The sequence below is a fragment of the Streptococcus oralis ATCC 35037 genome (genome assembly GCF_900637025.1).
GTDB lineage: Bacteria > Bacillota > Bacilli > Lactobacillales > Streptococcaceae > Streptococcus > Streptococcus oralis.
On record NZ_LR134336.1, the window covers coordinates 756,958 to 773,951 of the forward strand.

Below are 16,994 nucleotides of genomic sequence, written 5' to 3' on the forward strand. Positions count from 1 at the left end.
GGAAAGGAAAGTATATGTCTCTTCAAAAATTAGAAAACTATAGTAATAAAGCAGTCGTCCAAGAAGAAGTCTTGATTCTGACTGAGCTATTAGAAGATATCACAAAGAATATGCTAGCGCCAGAAACCTTTGAAAAGATTATCCAGTTGAAGGAATTATCAACTAGCGAGAATTATCAAGGGCTCAATGACCTAGTGACCAGTCTTTCGAATGAAGAAATGATTTACATTTCACGCTATTTCTCAATCCTTCCACTTTTGATTAATATCTCTGAGGATGTGGATTTGGCCTATGAAATCAATCACCAAAACAATGTGGACCAAGACTATCTAGGAAAACTATCTACAACGATTAAGATGGTAGCTGAAAAAGAAAATGCAGCCGAAATTTTAGAAAAGTTAAATGTCGTTCCTGTCTTGACCGCTCATCCAACGCAAGTACAACGCAAGAGTATGCTGGACTTGACCAACCATATCCATACGCTTTTGCGCAAGTACCGTGATGTCAAACTTGGTTTGATTAATAAAGAAAAATGGCACACGGATCTCCGTCGTTACATTGAAATTATCATGCAGACGGACATGATTCGTGAGAAAAAATTGAAAGTAACCAACGAAATCACCAACGTGATGGAGTACTACCAAAGTTCTTTCCTGAATGCTGTTCCGCGTTTGACAGCTGAGTATAAAAAATTGGCTAAAGAACAAGGTATCGAGCTTGAGCATCCAAAACCAATTACCATGGGGATGTGGATTGGAGGAGACCGTGATGGAAATCCTTTCGTAACAGCGGAAACCCTCAATAAATCAGCCTTGACTCAGTGCGAAGTCATCATGAACTACTATGATGAAAAGATTTATAATCTTTATCGTGAATTTTCACTTTCAACCAGTATCGTGAATGTCAGCGACAAGGTTCGTGAGATGGCGCTGAAGTCACAAGATAACTCCATTTATCGCGAAAAAGAACTCTATCGTCGTGCCCTCTTTGACATCCAAGCTAAGATGCAGGCTACCAAGGCTTATCTCATAGAAGACAAGGATCTTCAGCCAAGATATGCCACTGCAGATGAATTCTATCAAGATTTGTTGGCCATTCGCGATTCTCTCCTTGAAAACAAAGGGGAATACCTGATTTCTGGAGAATTTGTCGAGTTGATGCAAGCTGTCGAAATCTTTGGTTTCTATCTTGCTTCTATTGATATGCGCCAAGATTCTAGTGTTCATGAAGCTTGTGTGGCAGAATTGTTAGCATCCGCAGGAATCAACGACCACTATAGCGATCTGTCTGAAGACGAAAAATGTGCCCTCCTCTTAAAAGAGTTGGAAGAAGATCCTCGTATCCTCTCAGCGACTCATGCTGAAAAGTCAGAACTGCTTGAAAAAGAACTCTCTATCTTTAAAGCTGCGCGCAAGTTGAAGGATAAACTGGGTGAAAATGTTATTCGTCAAACCATCATTTCTCACGCAACCAGTGTATCCGATATGCTTGAACTAGCCATTATGCTTAAGGAAGTCGGCTTGGTAGATGCCCAAAAAGCCCGCGTTCAGATTGTTCCCTTGTTTGAAACGATTGAGGACTTGGATCACTCAGAAGAAACCATGAGAAGATATTTCTCTCTACCTTTGGCTAAAAAATGGATTGCTTCAAAAGACAACTACCAAGAAATCATGCTTGGCTACTCTGATAGTAACAAAGACGGTGGTTACCTGTCATCATGTTGGACTCTCTATAAAGCTCAACAACAACTGACTGCTATTGGGGATGAATTTGGCGTTAAGGTTACTTTCTTCCATGGTCGTGGTGGTACTGTGGGTCGTGGTGGTGGACCAACTTATGAAGCCATCACATCTCAACCACTCAAGTCTATTAAGGACCGTATCCGTCTGACTGAGCAAGGAGAAGTCATTGGAAATAAATACGGTAACAAAGATGCAGCCTACTATAACCTTGAAATGCTGGTTTCTGCTGCCATTAACCGTATGATTACAAAGAAGAAGAGTGATACCAATACGTCAAATCGTTACGAAGCCATCATGGACCAAGTAGTAGACCGTAGTTATGATATCTACCGTGATTTGGTCTTTGGAAATGAACATTTCTATGACTATTTCTTTGAATCAAGTCCAATCAAGGCTATTTCAAGCTTCAATATCGGTTCGCGTCCAGCAGCTCGTAAGACCATCACTGAAATCGGCGGTTTGCGTGCTATCCCTTGGGTTTTCTCATGGTCACAAAGCCGTGTCATGTTCCCTGGCTGGTACGGAGTGGGATCAAGCTTTAAAGAGTTTATTGATCAAGATCCAAAGAATATCGAGTTCCTTCGTGATATGTACCAAAACTGGCCTTTCTTCCAATCTCTTCTTTCCAATGTGGACATGGTCTTGTCTAAGTCTAATATGAATATTGCTTTTGAATATGCCAAGCTCTGTGAAGACGAAGAAGTACAAGCTATCTACTACACTATTTTAGATGAATGGCAGTTGACTAAGGACGTTATTTTAGCTATCGAAGGTTATGACGAACTCTTGGCAGAAAACTCTTACCTAAAAGACAGTCTAAACTATCGTATGCCTTACTTTAATATCCTTAACTACATCCAGTTGGAGTTGATCAAACGTCAACGTCGCGGAGAATTGTCGGCAGACGAAGAAAAACTGATCCATACAACTATCAACGGAATTGCAACTGGTTTGCGTAATTCAGGCTGATATTCTACAAACTTCCTCTTTTTTCAAGGGGAAGTTTTTGAATTGTTTAAAAAATTCTAAAAATAAGCTTGACAAGTAGTTGAAAAATGATATAATTTAAACATTCAGAAAGTAATCATGCTCATTTTTTAGAGAGTCTGTGGTTGGTGAAAGCAGATAGATGAAATTGATGAAATTGGGCTGAATGTACTTAAGAATTTGAAATCATAAAAATTCGGTGAGCACACCTTACAGTGCAACTCGTTATTGCGAGAAAGAGCGATAGGGATATTCCCTATAATTGAGGTGGCACCGCGCATCGACGTCCTCACACAAGTTTTTTGTGTGAGGACTTTTTCTATGGGGAGGAAAGATATTGGAATTTAAACGATGGCATCGCTTGATGATGTGATTTAAAAAGTTAAGGTAAAAGAATTAAGGAGAAAGAAAAATGAAAAATAAACGTTTGATTGGAATTGTCGCTGGATTAGCAGTATTGGTGGTGGCTAGCTTGATTTATTCATCAATGAACAAGCCAGCAACTAAGGAAGAGCAAAAGGTCGCTAAGGTTGGTGTCCTTCAATTTGTTAGTCATCCATCCTTGGACTTGATTTACCAAGGGATTCAAGATGGACTAGCTGAAGAAGGATATAAGGGCGACCAAGTAAAAATCGACTTTATGAACTCTGAAGGTGATCAGAGCAAGGTTGCAACCATGAGTAAACAATTGGTAGCAAATGGAAACGATGTTGTTGTTGGGATCGCGACACCAGCTGCTCAAGGACTTGCTAGTGCTACAAAAGACCTACCTGTTATCATGGCTGCTATTACAGACCCAATCGGTGCTAACTTGGTTAAAGATTTGAAAAAACCAGGTGGCAACATTACAGGGGTGTCAGACCACAACCCAGCTGAACAGCAAGTGGAATTGATTAAAACTTTGACACCAAATGTCAAAACAATCGGTGCTCTTTACTCAAGTAGCGAAGATAACTCAAAAACACAGGTAGAAGAATTCAAGGCTTATGCTGAAAAAGCAGGTTTGACAGTCGAAACCTTTGCCGTTCCTTCGACTAACGAAATTGCTTCAACAGTCAATGTTATGACAAGCAAGGTCGATGCAATTTGGGTTCCAATTGACAACACCATCGCATCCGCATTCTCAACAGTTGTTTCAAGCAACCAAACTGCTAAAAAGCCAATCTACCCAAGTGCTACTGCCATGGTAGAAGCAGGTGGATTAGCATCTGTAGTAGTTGACCAACACGATCTTGGAGTGGCTACTGGTAAGATGATTGCCAAAGTTTTGAAAGGTGAAAAACCAGCTGATACGCCAGTTAATGTCTTTTCAACTGGTAAGTCAGTGATTAATAAAAAACTAGCGCAGGAACTTGGTATCACCATTCCTGAGTCCGTTCTAAAAGAAGCAGGACAAGTGATTGAATAAAGATAAAGGAGGAGCTGGACACATCTCCTCCCATTTTTACTAAAGAAAGAAATGAGTGAAAGATTATGATAGTATCCATTATTTCTCAGGGGATGGTCTGGGCGATTTTAGGTTTGGGAATCTTTATGACTTTTCGAATTTTGAATTTCCCTGATATGACTACTGAGGGCTCTTTTCCTCTTGGGGGAGCAGTAGCTGTAACCTTGATAACACAGGGAGTCAATCCATTCTTAGCGACCTTAGCTGCAGTAGGAGCGGGCTGTTTAGCTGGTATGGCGACGGGACTCTTATATACAAAAGGAAAAATCCCAACTCTCTTATCAGGGATTTTAGTCATGACTTCCTGCCATTCCATCATGCTCATGATTATGGGACGTGCCAACTTGGGGCTTCTTGGGACCAAGCAAATTCAAGATGTCTTGCCTTTTGATTCGGATCTCAATCAACTCCTGACTGGATTAATCTTTGTAGCTCTTGTAATTGGTCTCATGCTCTTTTTCCTTGATACCAAACTAGGTCAGGCCTACATCGCTACAGGTGACAATCCCGATATGGCTCGTAGCTTTGGTATCAATACGGGTCGTATGGAACTCATGGGCTTGGTTCTCTCAAATGGGATTATCGCGCTTGCAGGAGCCTTAATTGCTCAACAAGAAGGATATGCAGATGTTTCTCGAGGAATCGGCGTGATTGTCGTAGGGCTTGCTAGCTTGATTATTGGTGAGGTTTTGTTCAAGAGTTTGACCCTGGCAGAGCGACTCATGACCATCGTTGTAGGGTCTATTGCTTATCAATTCCTCGTTTGGGGAGTGATTGCTCTTGGGTTTAATACAAGTTATCTTCGTTTGTACAGCGCCTTGATTTTGGCAGTTTGTCTCATGATTCCAACCTTCAAAAGCAAATACCTGAAAGGAGTCAAGTTTAGCAAATGACAGCAATTGTAGAATTAAAAAATGCCACCAAAGTCATCACGAATGGCTTTGACGAGGAAAAAATCATTCTGAATGATGTTTCTCTTGAAATTTTCGAACATGATTTTATTACCATCTTAGGGGGAAATGGAGCTGGGAAGTCAACGCTTTTTAACACTATTGCAGGTACCTTGCCTTTAACAAGTGGAAGTATCCGTATCATGGGCGAGGACGTGACGCATTTTTCACCTGAAAAGCGGGCTAAGTACTTGTCTCGTGTCTTTCAGGATCCTAAGATGGGGACGGCTCCTCGTATGACGGTGGCGGAAAATCTCTTGATTGCCAAGTTTCGTGGTGAGAAGAGAGGACTCCTGCCTAGAAGCCTATCAAGTCATCGGGAAGAGTTTCAGGCTACCATTGAAAAAGTGGGAAATGGGCTTGAAAAGCATCTAGATACTCCGATTGAGTTTCTATCAGGTGGTCAACGCCAGGCCTTGAGTCTCTTGATGGCAACCTTGAAGCGACCAGAGTTGCTCTTGTTGGATGAACACACAGCAGCTCTCGACCCAAAGACCAGTGTTGCCTTGATGGAGTTAACAGATGACTTTGTCAGCAAGGATCATCTAACAGCCTTGATGATTACCCACCATATGGAGGATGCGTTGAAGTATGGAAATCGTCTGATTGTCATGAAGGAAGGTCGTATCATCCAAGACCTCAATAAAGAAGAAAAAGCTCAGATGAAAATTTCAGACTACTATCAATTATTTGAATAGATGAGTGAAGTAATCATCAAAAAATAGTGAAAATTAACTTAGAAACATGGAAGTGTTTCTGAGTTTTTTATCTCCTCTTTCTATCTAGAAAAATAAGGCAAAGAGAATTACGGAAAGCGTATGAAATGGTTTACTTTTTTTCAGAAATAAGCTATACTAGTTTACGTGAAACTATGATAAAATGGAGGTATTGTGTATGGTTGACAAGCAAGTCATTGAAGAAATCAAAAACAATGCCAACATTGTGGAAGTCATAGGTGATGTGATTTCTTTACAAAAGGCTGGACGGAACTATTTAGGGCTCTGTCCTTTTCATGGTGAAAAGACCCCCTCTTTCAACGTTGTGGAAGACAAGCAGTTTTATCACTGTTTTGGCTGTGGTCGTTCAGGAGATGTCTTTAAGTTTATCGAAGAATACCAAGGCGTGTCCTTTATGGAAGCCGTTCAGCTCTTAGGAGAGCGAGTTGGTATTCAACTAGCCATGCCTGTACAGTCTCGTCCTCATCAGGCTTCCCCTCATCAAGCTCTATATGATATGCATGAAGAAGCTGCTCGTTTTTACCATGCAATCCTCATGACGACCAAGATGGGAGAAGAAGCAAGGGCTTATCTCTACAAACGCGGATTGACAGATGATGTTCTGAAGCATTTCCAGATTGGACTGGCTCCAGCAGAGAGAACCTATCTCTATCAACGTTTGGCTGACAAGTTCGAGGAAAAGGATTTATTGGATTCGGGCTTGTTTTATCTGTCAGATGGCAATCAGTTTTATGATACTTTTTTTGGACGTATCATCTTTCCTTTGACCAATGACAAGGGGCAGGTCATTGCCTTTTCAGGTCGTATTTGGCAAGAAACAGATAATCAGACTGCCAAGTATAAAAATAGCCGTTCGACTGCAATTTTTAATAAGAGTTATGAATTGTATCATTTGGACAAGGCAAAAAAGGGAACAGGTAAGATCACAGAGCTCTATCTGATGGAAGGCTTCATGGATGTGATTGCAGCCTACCGTGCTGGCATAGAAAATGCTGTGGCTTCCATGGGAACAGCCTTAAGCAAGGAGCATGTTGACCACCTCAAACGTTTTACCAAAAAAATTGTTCTCAGCTATGATGGCGACAAGGCAGGGCAGGCAGCAACAGCCAAAGCTCTGGAAGAATTAAAAGATTTCTCAGTGGAAGTTGTCCGAGTACCTGATGCCATGGACCCAGATGAGTATTTGCAAAAGAATTCTGCTGAAGACCTGGCTTACCTTTTAACCAAGACTCGGATTAGTCCCATAGAGTTCTATATTCACCAGCTCAAGCCGGAAAATAGTGATAACTTACAGGCGCAAATCGAGTTCATTGAAAAGATTGCCCCCCTAATCGCCAAAGAAAAGTCTATCACTGCCCAGAATTCTTATATCCACATTCTGGCGGATAATCTACCTTCTTTTGATTACCAGCAGGTGGAGCAGATTGTAAATGAAAGTCGCATTGTTCAAAGGCAGGAAAGAGTCAAAGAGGAGCAACCTCCAGCAGCGATTAGTTTACCTGTAACGCGGCAACTGACAGCAGTCATGAGAGCAGAGGCTCATCTCCTCTATAGGATGGCTGAGAATCCAGTTGTTCTAAATGACTACCGATTAAGAGAAGATTTTTTCTTTGATACCCCAGAATTTCAAATTCTTTACGAATTATTAAGTGCAGAGGGAGAAATCGGTTCAGAGGAACTGTCTCATCAGACGCCTGAGGTTGAAAATGCTTGGTACCACGTGCTTAGTCTGGATTTGCCAGCTGAGATGTTGCCTCAAGAGCTAGTGGAAGTCGAAGCGACTCGAAATCGTGCCCTCCTCAGCAAGGACAACTTAAGAATTAAAAAGAAAGTGCAGGAAGCTAGCCATGTAGGAGATACAGACACAGCCTTGGAAGAATTGCAACGATTGATTTCCCAAAAGAGAAGAATGGAGTAATAATGGCAACAAAACAAAAAGAAGTAACCACATTTGATGTGCAAGTAGCAGACTTTATCCGTAACCACAAAAAAACAGGAACAGCAACAGATGACGAAATCAATTCAAGTCTGGTTATTCCTTTTACCCTAGATGCAGACGGCATTGAAGACCTTTTGCAACGGATTCAGGATGCTGGCATTTCTATTACGGATAACGAAGGGAATCCAAGTGCACGTGTCCTTAGTACAGAAGAAGAGCCTGAACTCAGTGATGAGGATTTGATTGGCTCAACCTCTGCTAAGGTTAATGACCCTGTCCGTATGTATTTGAAGGAAATTGGGGTCGTTCCTCTCTTGACCAACGAAGAAGAAAAAGAATTGGCTTTAGCTGTTGAAGCTGGTGATATCGAAGCCAAACAACGTCTTGCAGAAGCCAATCTTCGTTTGGTGGTTTCGATCGCGAAGCGCTACGTAGGTCGTGGCATGCAGTTTCTTGATTTGATTCAAGAAGGAAATATGGGCTTGATGAAGGCTGTTGACAAATTTGACTATTCAAAAGGCTTTAAGTTTTCTACTTATGCAACTTGGTGGATTCGTCAGGCGATCACTCGTGCCATTGCTGACCAAGCCCGCACCATTCGTATCCCTGTCCACATGGTAGAAACCATTAACAAGCTTGTCCGTGAACAGCGTAATCTCCTTCAAGAATTGGGACAAGATCCAACTCCTGAACAAATCGCTGAGCGTATGGATATGACTCCTGACAAGGTCCGTGAAATCTTGAAAATCGCTCAAGAACCAGTATCACTTGAAACACCGATTGGTGAAGAGGACGATAGCCATCTTGGGGACTTTATTGAAGACGAAGTGATTGAAAATCCAGTAGACTACACAACTCGTATCGTTTTGCGTGAGCAGTTGGATGAAGTCTTGGATACTCTCACAGACCGTGAAGAAAACGTTCTGCGCCTTCGTTTCGGGCTGGACGATGGGAAAATGCGTACCCTTGAAGATGTTGGTAAAGTCTTTAACGTAACTCGTGAACGTATCCGTCAGATCGAAGCCAAGGCTTTGAGAAAACTACGTCAACCAAGTCGCAGCAAACCGCTTCGTGATTTTATTGAAGACTAAGAGTGAGGAATAACATGGCTTATACAGAAGAGCAAATCGAAACGATCAAAACACGCATTTTAAATGCTTTGGAAGAAGTCATCGACCCTGAGTTGGGGATTGATATTGTCAACCTAGGTTTGATTTATGAAATTCGTTTTGATGGTGAAACAGGTCACACTGAAATTGATATGACCTTGACAACTATGGGCTGCCCACTGGCTGACCTTTTGACAGACCAGATACATGATGCGATGACAGATGTGCCTGAGGTAACTAATACCGAAGTTAAATTGGTCTGGTATCCAGCTTGGACGGTTGAAAAAATGAGTCGATACGCGCGTATCGCCCTAGGAATTAAATAAAGACTAAAAAAATGAGAGAGACGATTGGAAAATAAGGTAATTTTATCCTTTTTCCTTTGGTCTCTTCTTTCTTTTGCTGATTTTCTGGAAATAAAATGGTATAATGAGAGGTATGGAAAACGAAAAATTGCGTATTAATATGCTAAGTTCAAGTGAAAAAGTAGCTGGTCAAGGAGTGTCAGGAGCTTATAGAGAATTGGTTAGTCTCCTTCACCGTGATGCCAAAGACCAGTTGATTGTTACAGAGAATCTTCCTGTAGAAGCGGATGTAACTCACTTTCATACCATTGATTTCCCCTATTATTTATCTACTTTCCAAAAGAAACGCTCTGGGAGAAAAATTGGCTATGTGCATTTTTTGCCTGATACGCTTGAGGGGAGTTTGAAGATTCCATTTTTCCTAAAAGGAATTGTCAAACGTTATGTTTTTTCCTTTTACAACCGAATGGAACACTTAGTGGTGGTCAATCCCATGTTTATCGAGGATTTAGTGGCTGCTGGTATTCCGCGTGAAAAAGTAACTTATATTCCAAATTTTGTAAACAAAGAAAAATGGCATCCATTACCAGCTGAACAGGTTGCACAACTCCGGAAGGAAATGGATCTTGCGGAAGATCAGTTTGTCGTTATCGGTGCGGGTCAAGTTCAGAAACGTAAAGGGGTTGATGATTTTATCCGTCTTGCTGAGGAGTTGCCAGAAATTACCTTTATCTGGGCAGGTGGTTTTTCATTTGGTGGGATGACAGATGGTTATGAACGCTACAAGAAGATAATGGACAATCCACCTGAAAATCTTATTTTCCCTGGAATTGTGTCACCCGAACGGATGCGGGAACTTTACGCTATGGCGGATCTGTTCTTGCTACCAAGTTACAATGAATTATTCCCTATGACCATCTTAGAGGCCGCTAGTTGCGAGGCTCCTATTATGTTAAGAGATTTGGATCTGTATAAGGTTATTCTTGATGGGAATTATCGTGCTACAAGTGATGTTTCCGAGATGAGAGAAGCAATCCTAGAATACAAGAATGACCCTGAAGCTTTAAAGGACTTGAAAGAAAAAGCTCGTGAGATCTCCAAAGAGTACTCTGAGGAGCATTTGTTGGAAATCTGGTTAAAATTTTATCGAGAACAGGCTGCTTTGGGCAAAAAGTGAGGTAATTTATGCGAATTGGTTTATTTACAGATACCTATTTCCCTCAGGTTTCCGGGGTCGCGACTAGTATTCGGACTTTGAAAACTGAGCTTGAAAAGCAGGGGCATGCAGTTTTTATCTTTACAACGACTGATAAAGACGTAAACCGATACGAGGATTGGCAAATTATTCGCATTCCGAGTGTCCCTTTCTTTGCGTTTAAGGATCGACGATTTGCCTACCGAGGTTTTACAAAGGCGCTTGAAATTGCCAAACAGTATCAACTCGATATCATTCATACCCAGACAGAATTTTCTCTTGGTTTGTTAGGAATTTGGATTGCGAGAGAATTGAAAATTCCAGTTATTCATACCTACCATACCCAGTATGAAGACTATGTGCATTACATTGCTAAGGGCATGCTAATTCGTCCGAGTATGGTAAAATATTTGGTACGAGGCTTCCTTCATGATGTAGATGGTGTGGTTTGCCCTAGTGAGATTGTTCGTGACCTTTTAGCGAAATACAAAGTCAAGGTTGAAAAGCGTGTCATCCCAACTGGAATTGAGCTGGCTAAGTTTGAACGACCTGAGATCAAAGAGGAAAACTTACAAGAGCTTCGTTCGAAGTTAGGTATTCAGGAAGGCGAGAAAATGCTGCTGAGCCTTTCGCGTATTTCTTATGAGAAGAATATCCAAGCAGTCTTAGCTGCCTTTGCTGAGGTATTGAAAGAAGAAGACAAGGTGAAGTTGGTTGTTGCTGGAGACGGACCTTATCTGGACAGTCTGAAAGAACAAGCAGAGAAATTAAACATACAAAAACATGTGATTTTTACAGGTATGATTGCTCCGAGTGAGACAGCCTTGTACTATAAAGCAGCTGATTTCTTTATTTCAGCCTCTACGAGTGAAACTCAGGGTTTAACCTATCTAGAAAGTCTAGCCAGTGGAACGCCTGTTATTGCTCATGGCAATCCCTATCTTGAAAATCTGATCAATGATAAAATGTTTGGGACCCTCTACTATGGAGAACGAGAGCTTGCGGGCGCTATCCTTGAAGCATTGATCGCTACTCCTGATATGTCTGAACAAAAGTTGGCTGATAAGTTGTACGAGATTTCGGCTGAAAATTTTGGGAAACGAGTTCATGAGTTTTACCTTGATGCCATTATCTCAAATAACTTTGAACATGAGCTACATGATGGACAACCTGTCACTCAGCGCTTCTTAAAAACGATTCTCTATCTACCTCAACAAGCTGTTACAAGCCCAGTAAAAGAATCCAAGCGTATTTTAAGAGCGTCTCGAAAACAATTGTCTAGCATCAGAGATTATTGGAGAGACGAATTCAAATAATAGAATAAGAGGAAGAAAAAATGAAAAAATTAATGAGAAGCGGGAAAGATCAAAAAATTGGTGGAGTATGCGCAGGAGTTGCTCATTATTTTGATATCGATCCAACAATTGTTCGTGTCATTTGGGCTGTTCTTGCATTTTGTTATGGGACAGGAGTCCTTGCTTATATCATTTTATGGTTGATTGCACCAGTTTCAACAGAATATTAAATTAGAATTATATAGAAAAAGGAGAAGTTATGGCTTTTGGAGATAACGGAAAACGTAAAAAAACTTTGTTTGAAAAGGTGACACTTGTTGTCGTGCTCATCATGTTGTTTGTAACCCTTGCTGGTATCTTTGCAACTGCGCTTGGAGCTTTCAGTAGATTCTAAGCAAGCTACGAGGATAGAGACAATAACTAATGACTGGGTTCTCCCCAGCCTTTTTAAAGTGAGAAGAAAATATGAGTATGTTTTTAGATACAGCCAAGATTAAGGTCAAGGCTGGTAATGGTGGCGATGGCATGGTTGCCTTTCGCCGTGAAAAATATGTCCCTAATGGCGGTCCTTGGGGTGGTGATGGTGGACGTGGAGGTAACGTTGTTTTCGTGGTAGACGAAGGCTTACGTACCTTGATGGATTTCCGCTATAACCGTCATTTCAAGGCTGATTCCGGTGAAAAAGGAATGACCAAAGGAATGCACGGACGTGGTGCAGAAGATCTACGTGTTCGCGTGCCACAGGGGACTACTGTACGTGATGCGGAAACAGGTAAAGTCATCACAGACTTGATTGAACATGGTCAAGAATTTATCGTGGCTCATGGTGGTCGAGGTGGTCGTGGAAATATCCGTTTTGCCACTCCAAAAAATCCTGCACCTGAAATCTCTGAGAATGGAGAACCAGGACAAGAACGTGAGTTGCAACTGGAATTGAAAATCTTAGCAGATGTTGGTCTAGTCGGTTTCCCATCTGTCGGAAAGTCAACTTTGCTTAGTGTTATCACTTCAGCTAAACCTAAAATCGGTGCTTACCACTTTACGACAATTGTTCCTAATTTGGGTATGGTTCGTACGCAGTCAGGTGAATCTTTTGCAGTAGCAGACCTTCCAGGTTTGATTGAAGGGGCTAGTCAAGGTGTTGGTCTTGGAACCCAGTTTCTTCGTCATATCGAACGCACTCGAGTTATCCTCCATGTCATCGATATGTCAGCTAGTGAAGGACGTGATCCTTATGAGGACTACCTTGCTATCAATAAGGAATTGGAATCCTATAATCTTCGTCTCATGGAACGTCCACAGATTATCGTGGCCAACAAGATGGATATGCCTGAAAGTCAGGAAAATCTGAAAACTTTCAAGGAAAAGTTGGCTGCAAACTACGACGAGTTTGAGGAACTTCCAGCCATTTTCCCAATTTCTGGATTGACCAAGCAAGGGTTGGCGACTCTTTTGGACGCGACAGCTGAATTGTTAGACAAGACTCCAGAATTCCCGATTTATGATGAATCCGATATGGAAGAAGAGACTTACTATGGCTTTGACGAGGAAGAAAAAGCCTTTGAGATTAGTCGTGATGATGATGCGACATGGGTACTTTCTGGTGAAAAACTAATGAAACTCTTTAACATGACCAACTTTGACCGTGACGAATCGGTCATGAAGTTTGCCCGTCAGCTTCGTGGTATGGGGGTTGACGAAGCCCTTCGTGCACGTGGCGCCAAAGATGGCGACTTGGTCCGCATCGGTAAATTTGAGTTTGAATTTGTAGACTAGGAGATTGATATGGGAGATAAACCGATATCATTCCGAGATGCAGATGGCAATTTTGTTTCTGCAGCAGATGTGTGGAATGAAAAGAAACTAGAAGAATTGTTTAATCGTCTCAATCCTAAACGTGCTCTTCGATTGGCGCGTACAAAGAAAGAAGAAACACAGTCAAAGAAATAAAAAATTCCCGTGATCTTTTAATCACGGGATTTGTTTTATTCACTAAAGAAAAATGGCGGCGCATATTTTTTAAGACTCTCAAAACAAGCCTGCGCTTTTGCAGCATCTTCACAGATAATCATGCAGACATCGTCTCCACAAAGGGTTGCAACGACATCTGGAAAAGCCAAGGAATCAATTACAGATCCAAATGATTGGGCTAAACCGGGTAAAGTTTTCAAAATAACTTGGTGTTGCACCGGACGCAACATAACAAGAGCATCTTCCATATAATTTTCAAGACGTTTTTCCCATTTGGAGATAGAGCCTGTATTTAGCACATAGTAAGAATTATCCTCTTCGCGCACTTTTGAAAGGTTCATAGTTTTGATATCGCGTGATAAGGTAGCCTGAGTAACTTGGATATCATTTTCCGCTAATAAGGCTTGTAATTCAGCTTGCGTATGGATTTTGTTTTTTGAAACGAGGGCGCGGATAAGTTGGTGTCTGTGTTCTGATTTGTTCATAAAGTAAGTACTCCTTTTAAAAGGTACAGTAAGCGTGGACTGAACGAAAACGTCAGTCGGGTGGTAGGCGGTATTGTCACGTATGATGATTTTAAAGTCAGTAGGATAAAGAACTAGATGGAGAGATTCTCCTTCTTTTAACTTTTCACTAGTTGGGTGCAGATAAACTGGGTAGCGATTCGTTCATCTACATTGATGTTCTTTAATGACAGTGAATCATTCAATTTGGGTAGCTTTTTGTCACGGCGTTTTGTGAATTTACTCTAAATGTAATTCACAGAGATTTCCAACATGTGGTCTGGTAGCGTGTATGATAAATGGTTACACATGTTGGTTAGAGGGAGTATCTTTTGTCCAAGTTCCGTCTAGGGGCTTCTAAAATGCTTTCAGATGAACTGAATTTGATACAAAGTTTATGTCTGATTCGACTGTTCAAGTGGAAAACTTTGGTTATAGGAAGTTCAATGGTCAAATTCATTGACTTTTCCTTTGAATCCTTCCATATTGAAAGTCTGGTAGATTATACCTTTTGACAAGGTAGGATAAGACTAGACTGTGCTAAATCAACAGTCAACTGATAGTCTGTATTGTCTCGAATTGTAATCTCAAAGTCTGTGGTGTAGAGAACCAAACGGAGAGTATCTCCTTTTTTAAGTTTGTAGATAGTTGGTTGAAGCTCTAGCTTGAAGTCCATCCATTCATTTGGTTGGATTTCTTCAATCGTCAAGAGATTGGTTCGATTTTGAAGATTAAGGTAGCCTTTGGTGATGACACGTTGGGCACTTGGGTTGAATGGCAGTTCACAGAGATTTTCTAACATGTGGTAACGGCCATTATCAATGGTTCTAGCACTTAAAACCGCTGGATAAGGCTGCAGATATTTCTTTTGTCCAAGTTCTAGCAGTTGGGCTGATAATAAGCCCTTGTTTGTACTTGATTTGACACGAAGTTTTAGCTCTACTCGCCCATTTAAGTGAATGTCTTGACTTACTGGAAGGTCAATGGTGATCTGATTAGCTTTTCCTTGGTAAAGTTCGGTGTTGAAGGTCTGGTAAGTCTTACCATAACGATCAAAATCTTTTTGATCATACTGGTTTTGAATCACTTTTTCCTCATTACCAAGAGAGAAGGTATGCAGTTCATCCTGTTTGCCAAAGTTATCAAGACCTTGCCATTTTTGCGGTGCGATATTGTCCTGCCAAATGACAGTCGGAAGTTGGTAGCTTGAGTCAAGTCCTAACAATTTCATACTTAACAAGGCATTCATGGACTCGCGGAAGTCGATCGACTGCCAGTTATTCATATAAACATGGGCACCATGATGGAAAAAGAGGTGCTTATTGATATGGCTAGGAAGGGCATGAAACATCTGGTAAACATGAAGAGGTTTGACGTTCCAATCCTGGGAACCATGCGTAAAGACGACCTCAGCTTGAACCTTGTGAGCATTGAGCAGATAGTTGCGGTCATGCCAAAACTGATTGTAGTCACCAGTCTTGCGATCGAGTTTCTCTTTAACCTTTTCTAAGTCTGCTTGATAAGCTTCATTGCCACGAATATAGTCACCAGCTTGGAGGTTGCGAGAGTAGGTCAATTCAGCAAGTGAGTCAAAATCCTCACCTGGATAGCCCCCTGGGCTGGTCACTAGACCATTTTCCCGATAGTAGTTGTACCAAGAGGAAATACCTGCTTCTGCGATGATCACTTCCAAGCCATCAACACCAGTGGTGGCGAGACCATTGGACATGGTACCTAGATAGGAAATACCTGTTGTTGCGACTTTGCCGTTTGACCAGTCAGCTTTGACTTGGCGTTTGCGCGTGTGGTCCGTGAAAGCACGGCAACGACCATTGAGCCAATCAATGACATTTTTATAGGCCTCAATCTGCTGGTAGTTACCATTAGTCATGAGTCCTTGAGAATCTTTGGTTCCAACACCCGATACATAGAGATTGGCAAATCCACGTGGGAGGAAGTAGTCATTTAGAGTATATGAGCTATTGATATGAGATAGCTTTTCTTCAGCTTCTGAGACGACTTCTGCTTGACTATGAGGTCCGACTAAATTCAGCTTAGGTTCCTCAAGTTCAATGGTGTGGGGCAGTTTGACCTCAAGCTCCCCTTCCATTTTGTAGAGAGCCTTGTCACTGGCTTTGTCGTTGGTCCCTTGGTGATAAGGGCTGGCAGTCATAAGAGCAGGTACTTGACCATCGTAACGTGGGCGGATAACGCTGACTTTGACTAAATCAGGGAGTCCATCTTTATCAGTATCCACACGGCTCTCGACATACACGACTTCACGAATGACATCATGAGTAGAGAAGGTAGCCAAGCTCTTACCGTTAAAGTAGTGGTAGTGATTATCTTCTGAAATGAGTCCATCACTAACAAGCTGATCGATGAGCGTATTTCCTTTTTTCGTTCGCGTATTGAGCAATTGATAAAGATTTTCAATGAGATCTCCATAAACAATAGGAAAACCAGTTTCTTTACGGAACTGTTCGGCATCCTCAAAGTCAACAAGATAGCTAAATCCTAAAAGTTGAAAAACTACTGTGTAGAAAATCTCCGCAGTTAACTCACGGTCTGACTGGAAAAAGGTTACTAAATCTGTTTCTTTATCCGCAGCCAAAGTTGACAAGGCATAATCCGTGTTAGAATAAGTGAAAAAACTCCAACGAATGAAGTCTTCAAACTGTCTTTTTAAGGACAGTTGGGGTGACAGCTTTAGACCAAGACCTTCTAATTCCTCAAATCGTTGAGAACTAGTGGTTGGTTGGTAGCTGAATTGATTAAAACGCATGTTTCTCTCCTTTGAAAACAGACTGAATT

At 41.4% G+C, this 16,994-nt stretch carries 15 protein-coding genes and 1 other annotated feature; of the genes, 13 read left to right on the forward strand and 2 right to left on the reverse strand.

Annotation, left to right across the window (positions count from 1 at the left end; genetic code table 11):
• Positions 1 to 14: 14 nt before the first annotated feature.
• The 13 genes from ppc (at position 15) to EL140_RS09625 (ending at position 13,656) form a co-directional block, all read left to right on the forward strand.
• The gene (gene ppc / locus EL140_RS03840; RefSeq protein ID WP_000058163.1) at positions 15 to 2,711 is read left to right on the forward strand and encodes a phosphoenolpyruvate carboxylase; all 2,697 of its coding nucleotides are present in this window, start codon (positions 15 to 17) and stop codon (positions 2,709 to 2,711) included.
• A 96-nt stretch (positions 2,712 to 2,807) separates the two neighbouring features.
• Positions 2,808 to 3,023, forward strand: a binding site (T-box leader).
• 118 nt (positions 3,024 to 3,141) lie between these two features.
• Positions 3,142 to 4,137, forward strand: coding sequence for a tryptophan ABC transporter substrate-binding protein (gene trpX, locus EL140_RS03845; protein ID WP_000792186.1), 996 nt, complete (start codon positions 3,142 to 3,144; stop codon positions 4,135 to 4,137).
• Positions 4,138 to 4,202: 65 nt separating this feature from the next.
• Positions 4,203 to 5,069, forward strand: a complete 867-nt coding sequence (locus EL140_RS03850) for an ABC transporter permease (RefSeq protein ID WP_000637255.1) — start codon at positions 4,203 to 4,205, stop codon at positions 5,067 to 5,069.
• The gene (locus EL140_RS03855; RefSeq protein ID WP_000125427.1) at positions 5,066 to 5,824 is read left to right on the forward strand and encodes an ABC transporter ATP-binding protein; all 759 of its coding nucleotides are present in this window, start codon (positions 5,066 to 5,068) and stop codon (positions 5,822 to 5,824) included. The genes EL140_RS03850 and EL140_RS03855 overlap by 4 nt, the downstream gene beginning before the upstream one ends.
• 196 nt (positions 5,825 to 6,020) lie before the next feature.
• On the forward strand, positions 6,021 to 7,781 hold the full coding sequence (gene dnaG / locus EL140_RS03860; RefSeq protein WP_000227880.1) for a DNA primase: 1,761 nt from the start codon (positions 6,021 to 6,023) through the stop codon (positions 7,779 to 7,781).
• 2 nt (positions 7,782 to 7,783) lie between these two features.
• A complete protein-coding gene (gene rpoD, locus EL140_RS03865) occupies positions 7,784 to 8,893 on the forward strand; it encodes an RNA polymerase sigma factor RpoD (protein WP_000201893.1) in 1,110 nt (369 codons plus the stop codon).
• A gap of 14 nt (positions 8,894 to 8,907) precedes the next feature.
• Entirely contained in the window at positions 8,908 to 9,237 is a 330-nt protein-coding gene (locus EL140_RS03870; protein ID WP_000331930.1) for a metal-sulfur cluster assembly factor, read from the forward strand.
• A 112-nt stretch (positions 9,238 to 9,349) separates the two neighbouring features.
• The gene (locus EL140_RS03875) at positions 9,350 to 10,393 is read left to right on the forward strand and encodes a glycosyltransferase family 4 protein (RefSeq protein WP_000426715.1); all 1,044 of its coding nucleotides are present in this window, start codon (positions 9,350 to 9,352) and stop codon (positions 10,391 to 10,393) included.
• Between the two features lie 8 nt (positions 10,394 to 10,401).
• Positions 10,402 to 11,727: a glycosyltransferase family 4 protein gene (locus EL140_RS03880; protein ID WP_001219464.1), complete on the forward strand. Its 1,326-nt coding sequence runs from the start codon at positions 10,402 to 10,404 to the stop codon at positions 11,725 to 11,727.
• A 20-nt stretch (positions 11,728 to 11,747) separates the two neighbouring features.
• The gene (locus tag EL140_RS03885; protein WP_000735790.1) at positions 11,748 to 11,936 is read left to right on the forward strand and encodes a PspC domain-containing protein; all 189 of its coding nucleotides are present in this window, start codon (positions 11,748 to 11,750) and stop codon (positions 11,934 to 11,936) included.
• Between the two features lie 29 nt (positions 11,937 to 11,965).
• Positions 11,966 to 12,100 (forward strand): DUF4044 domain-containing protein, encoded by a 135-nt coding sequence (locus EL140_RS03890; RefSeq protein WP_000863851.1) that lies wholly within the window; start codon positions 11,966 to 11,968, stop codon positions 12,098 to 12,100.
• Positions 12,101 to 12,171: 71 nt separating this feature from the next.
• Positions 12,172 to 13,482, forward strand: coding sequence for a GTPase ObgE (gene obgE, locus EL140_RS03895; protein WP_000061638.1), 1,311 nt, complete (start codon positions 12,172 to 12,174; stop codon positions 13,480 to 13,482).
• A 9-nt stretch (positions 13,483 to 13,491) separates the two neighbouring features.
• On the forward strand, positions 13,492 to 13,656 hold the full coding sequence (locus EL140_RS09625; protein WP_000502578.1) for a hypothetical protein: 165 nt from the start codon (positions 13,492 to 13,494) through the stop codon (positions 13,654 to 13,656).
• Between the two features lie 35 nt (positions 13,657 to 13,691).
• Here the strand turns inward: EL140_RS09625 and EL140_RS03905 are convergent, their stop codons facing one another.
• Positions 13,692 to 14,162 carry an arginine repressor gene (locus EL140_RS03905; RefSeq protein WP_001043019.1) on the reverse strand — a complete coding sequence of 157 codons (471 nt, stop codon included), beginning with the start codon at positions 14,160 to 14,162 and terminating at the stop codon, positions 13,692 to 13,694.
• A 520-nt stretch (positions 14,163 to 14,682) separates the two neighbouring features.
• Positions 14,683 to 16,965: a Xaa-Pro dipeptidyl-peptidase gene (locus EL140_RS03910; protein ID WP_001212020.1), complete on the reverse strand. Its 2,283-nt coding sequence runs from the start codon at positions 16,963 to 16,965 to the stop codon at positions 14,683 to 14,685.
• Positions 16,966 to 16,994: the final 29 nt, after the last annotated feature.

Coding starts and splice junctions, on each gene's coding strand:
- ppc (WP_000058163.1), top strand. CDS start 15: ATGTCTCTTCAAAAATTAGAAAACTATAGTAATAAAGCAGTCGTCCAA.
- trpX (WP_000792186.1), top strand. CDS start 3,142: ATGAAAAATAAACGTTTGATTGGAATTGTCGCTGGATTAGCAGTATTG.
- EL140_RS03850 (WP_000637255.1), top strand. CDS start 4,203: ATGATAGTATCCATTATTTCTCAGGGGATGGTCTGGGCGATTTTAGGT.
- EL140_RS03855 (WP_000125427.1), top strand. CDS start 5,066: ATGACAGCAATTGTAGAATTAAAAAATGCCACCAAAGTCATCACGAAT.
- dnaG (WP_000227880.1), top strand. CDS start 6,021: ATGGTTGACAAGCAAGTCATTGAAGAAATCAAAAACAATGCCAACATT.
- rpoD (WP_000201893.1), top strand. CDS start 7,784: ATGGCAACAAAACAAAAAGAAGTAACCACATTTGATGTGCAAGTAGCA.
- EL140_RS03870 (WP_000331930.1), top strand. CDS start 8,908: ATGGCTTATACAGAAGAGCAAATCGAAACGATCAAAACACGCATTTTA.
- EL140_RS03875 (WP_000426715.1), top strand. CDS start 9,350: ATGGAAAACGAAAAATTGCGTATTAATATGCTAAGTTCAAGTGAAAAA.
- EL140_RS03880 (WP_001219464.1), top strand. CDS start 10,402: ATGCGAATTGGTTTATTTACAGATACCTATTTCCCTCAGGTTTCCGGG.
- EL140_RS03885 (WP_000735790.1), top strand. CDS start 11,748: ATGAAAAAATTAATGAGAAGCGGGAAAGATCAAAAAATTGGTGGAGTA.
- EL140_RS03890 (WP_000863851.1), top strand. CDS start 11,966: ATGGCTTTTGGAGATAACGGAAAACGTAAAAAAACTTTGTTTGAAAAG.
- obgE (WP_000061638.1), top strand. CDS start 12,172: ATGAGTATGTTTTTAGATACAGCCAAGATTAAGGTCAAGGCTGGTAAT.
- EL140_RS09625 (WP_000502578.1), top strand. CDS start 13,492: ATGGGAGATAAACCGATATCATTCCGAGATGCAGATGGCAATTTTGTT.
- EL140_RS03905 (WP_001043019.1), bottom strand. CDS start 14,162: ATGAACAAATCAGAACACAGACACCAACTTATCCGCGCCCTCGTTTCA.
- EL140_RS03910 (WP_001212020.1), bottom strand. CDS start 16,965: ATGCGTTTTAATCAATTCAGCTACCAACCAACCACTAGTTCTCAACGA.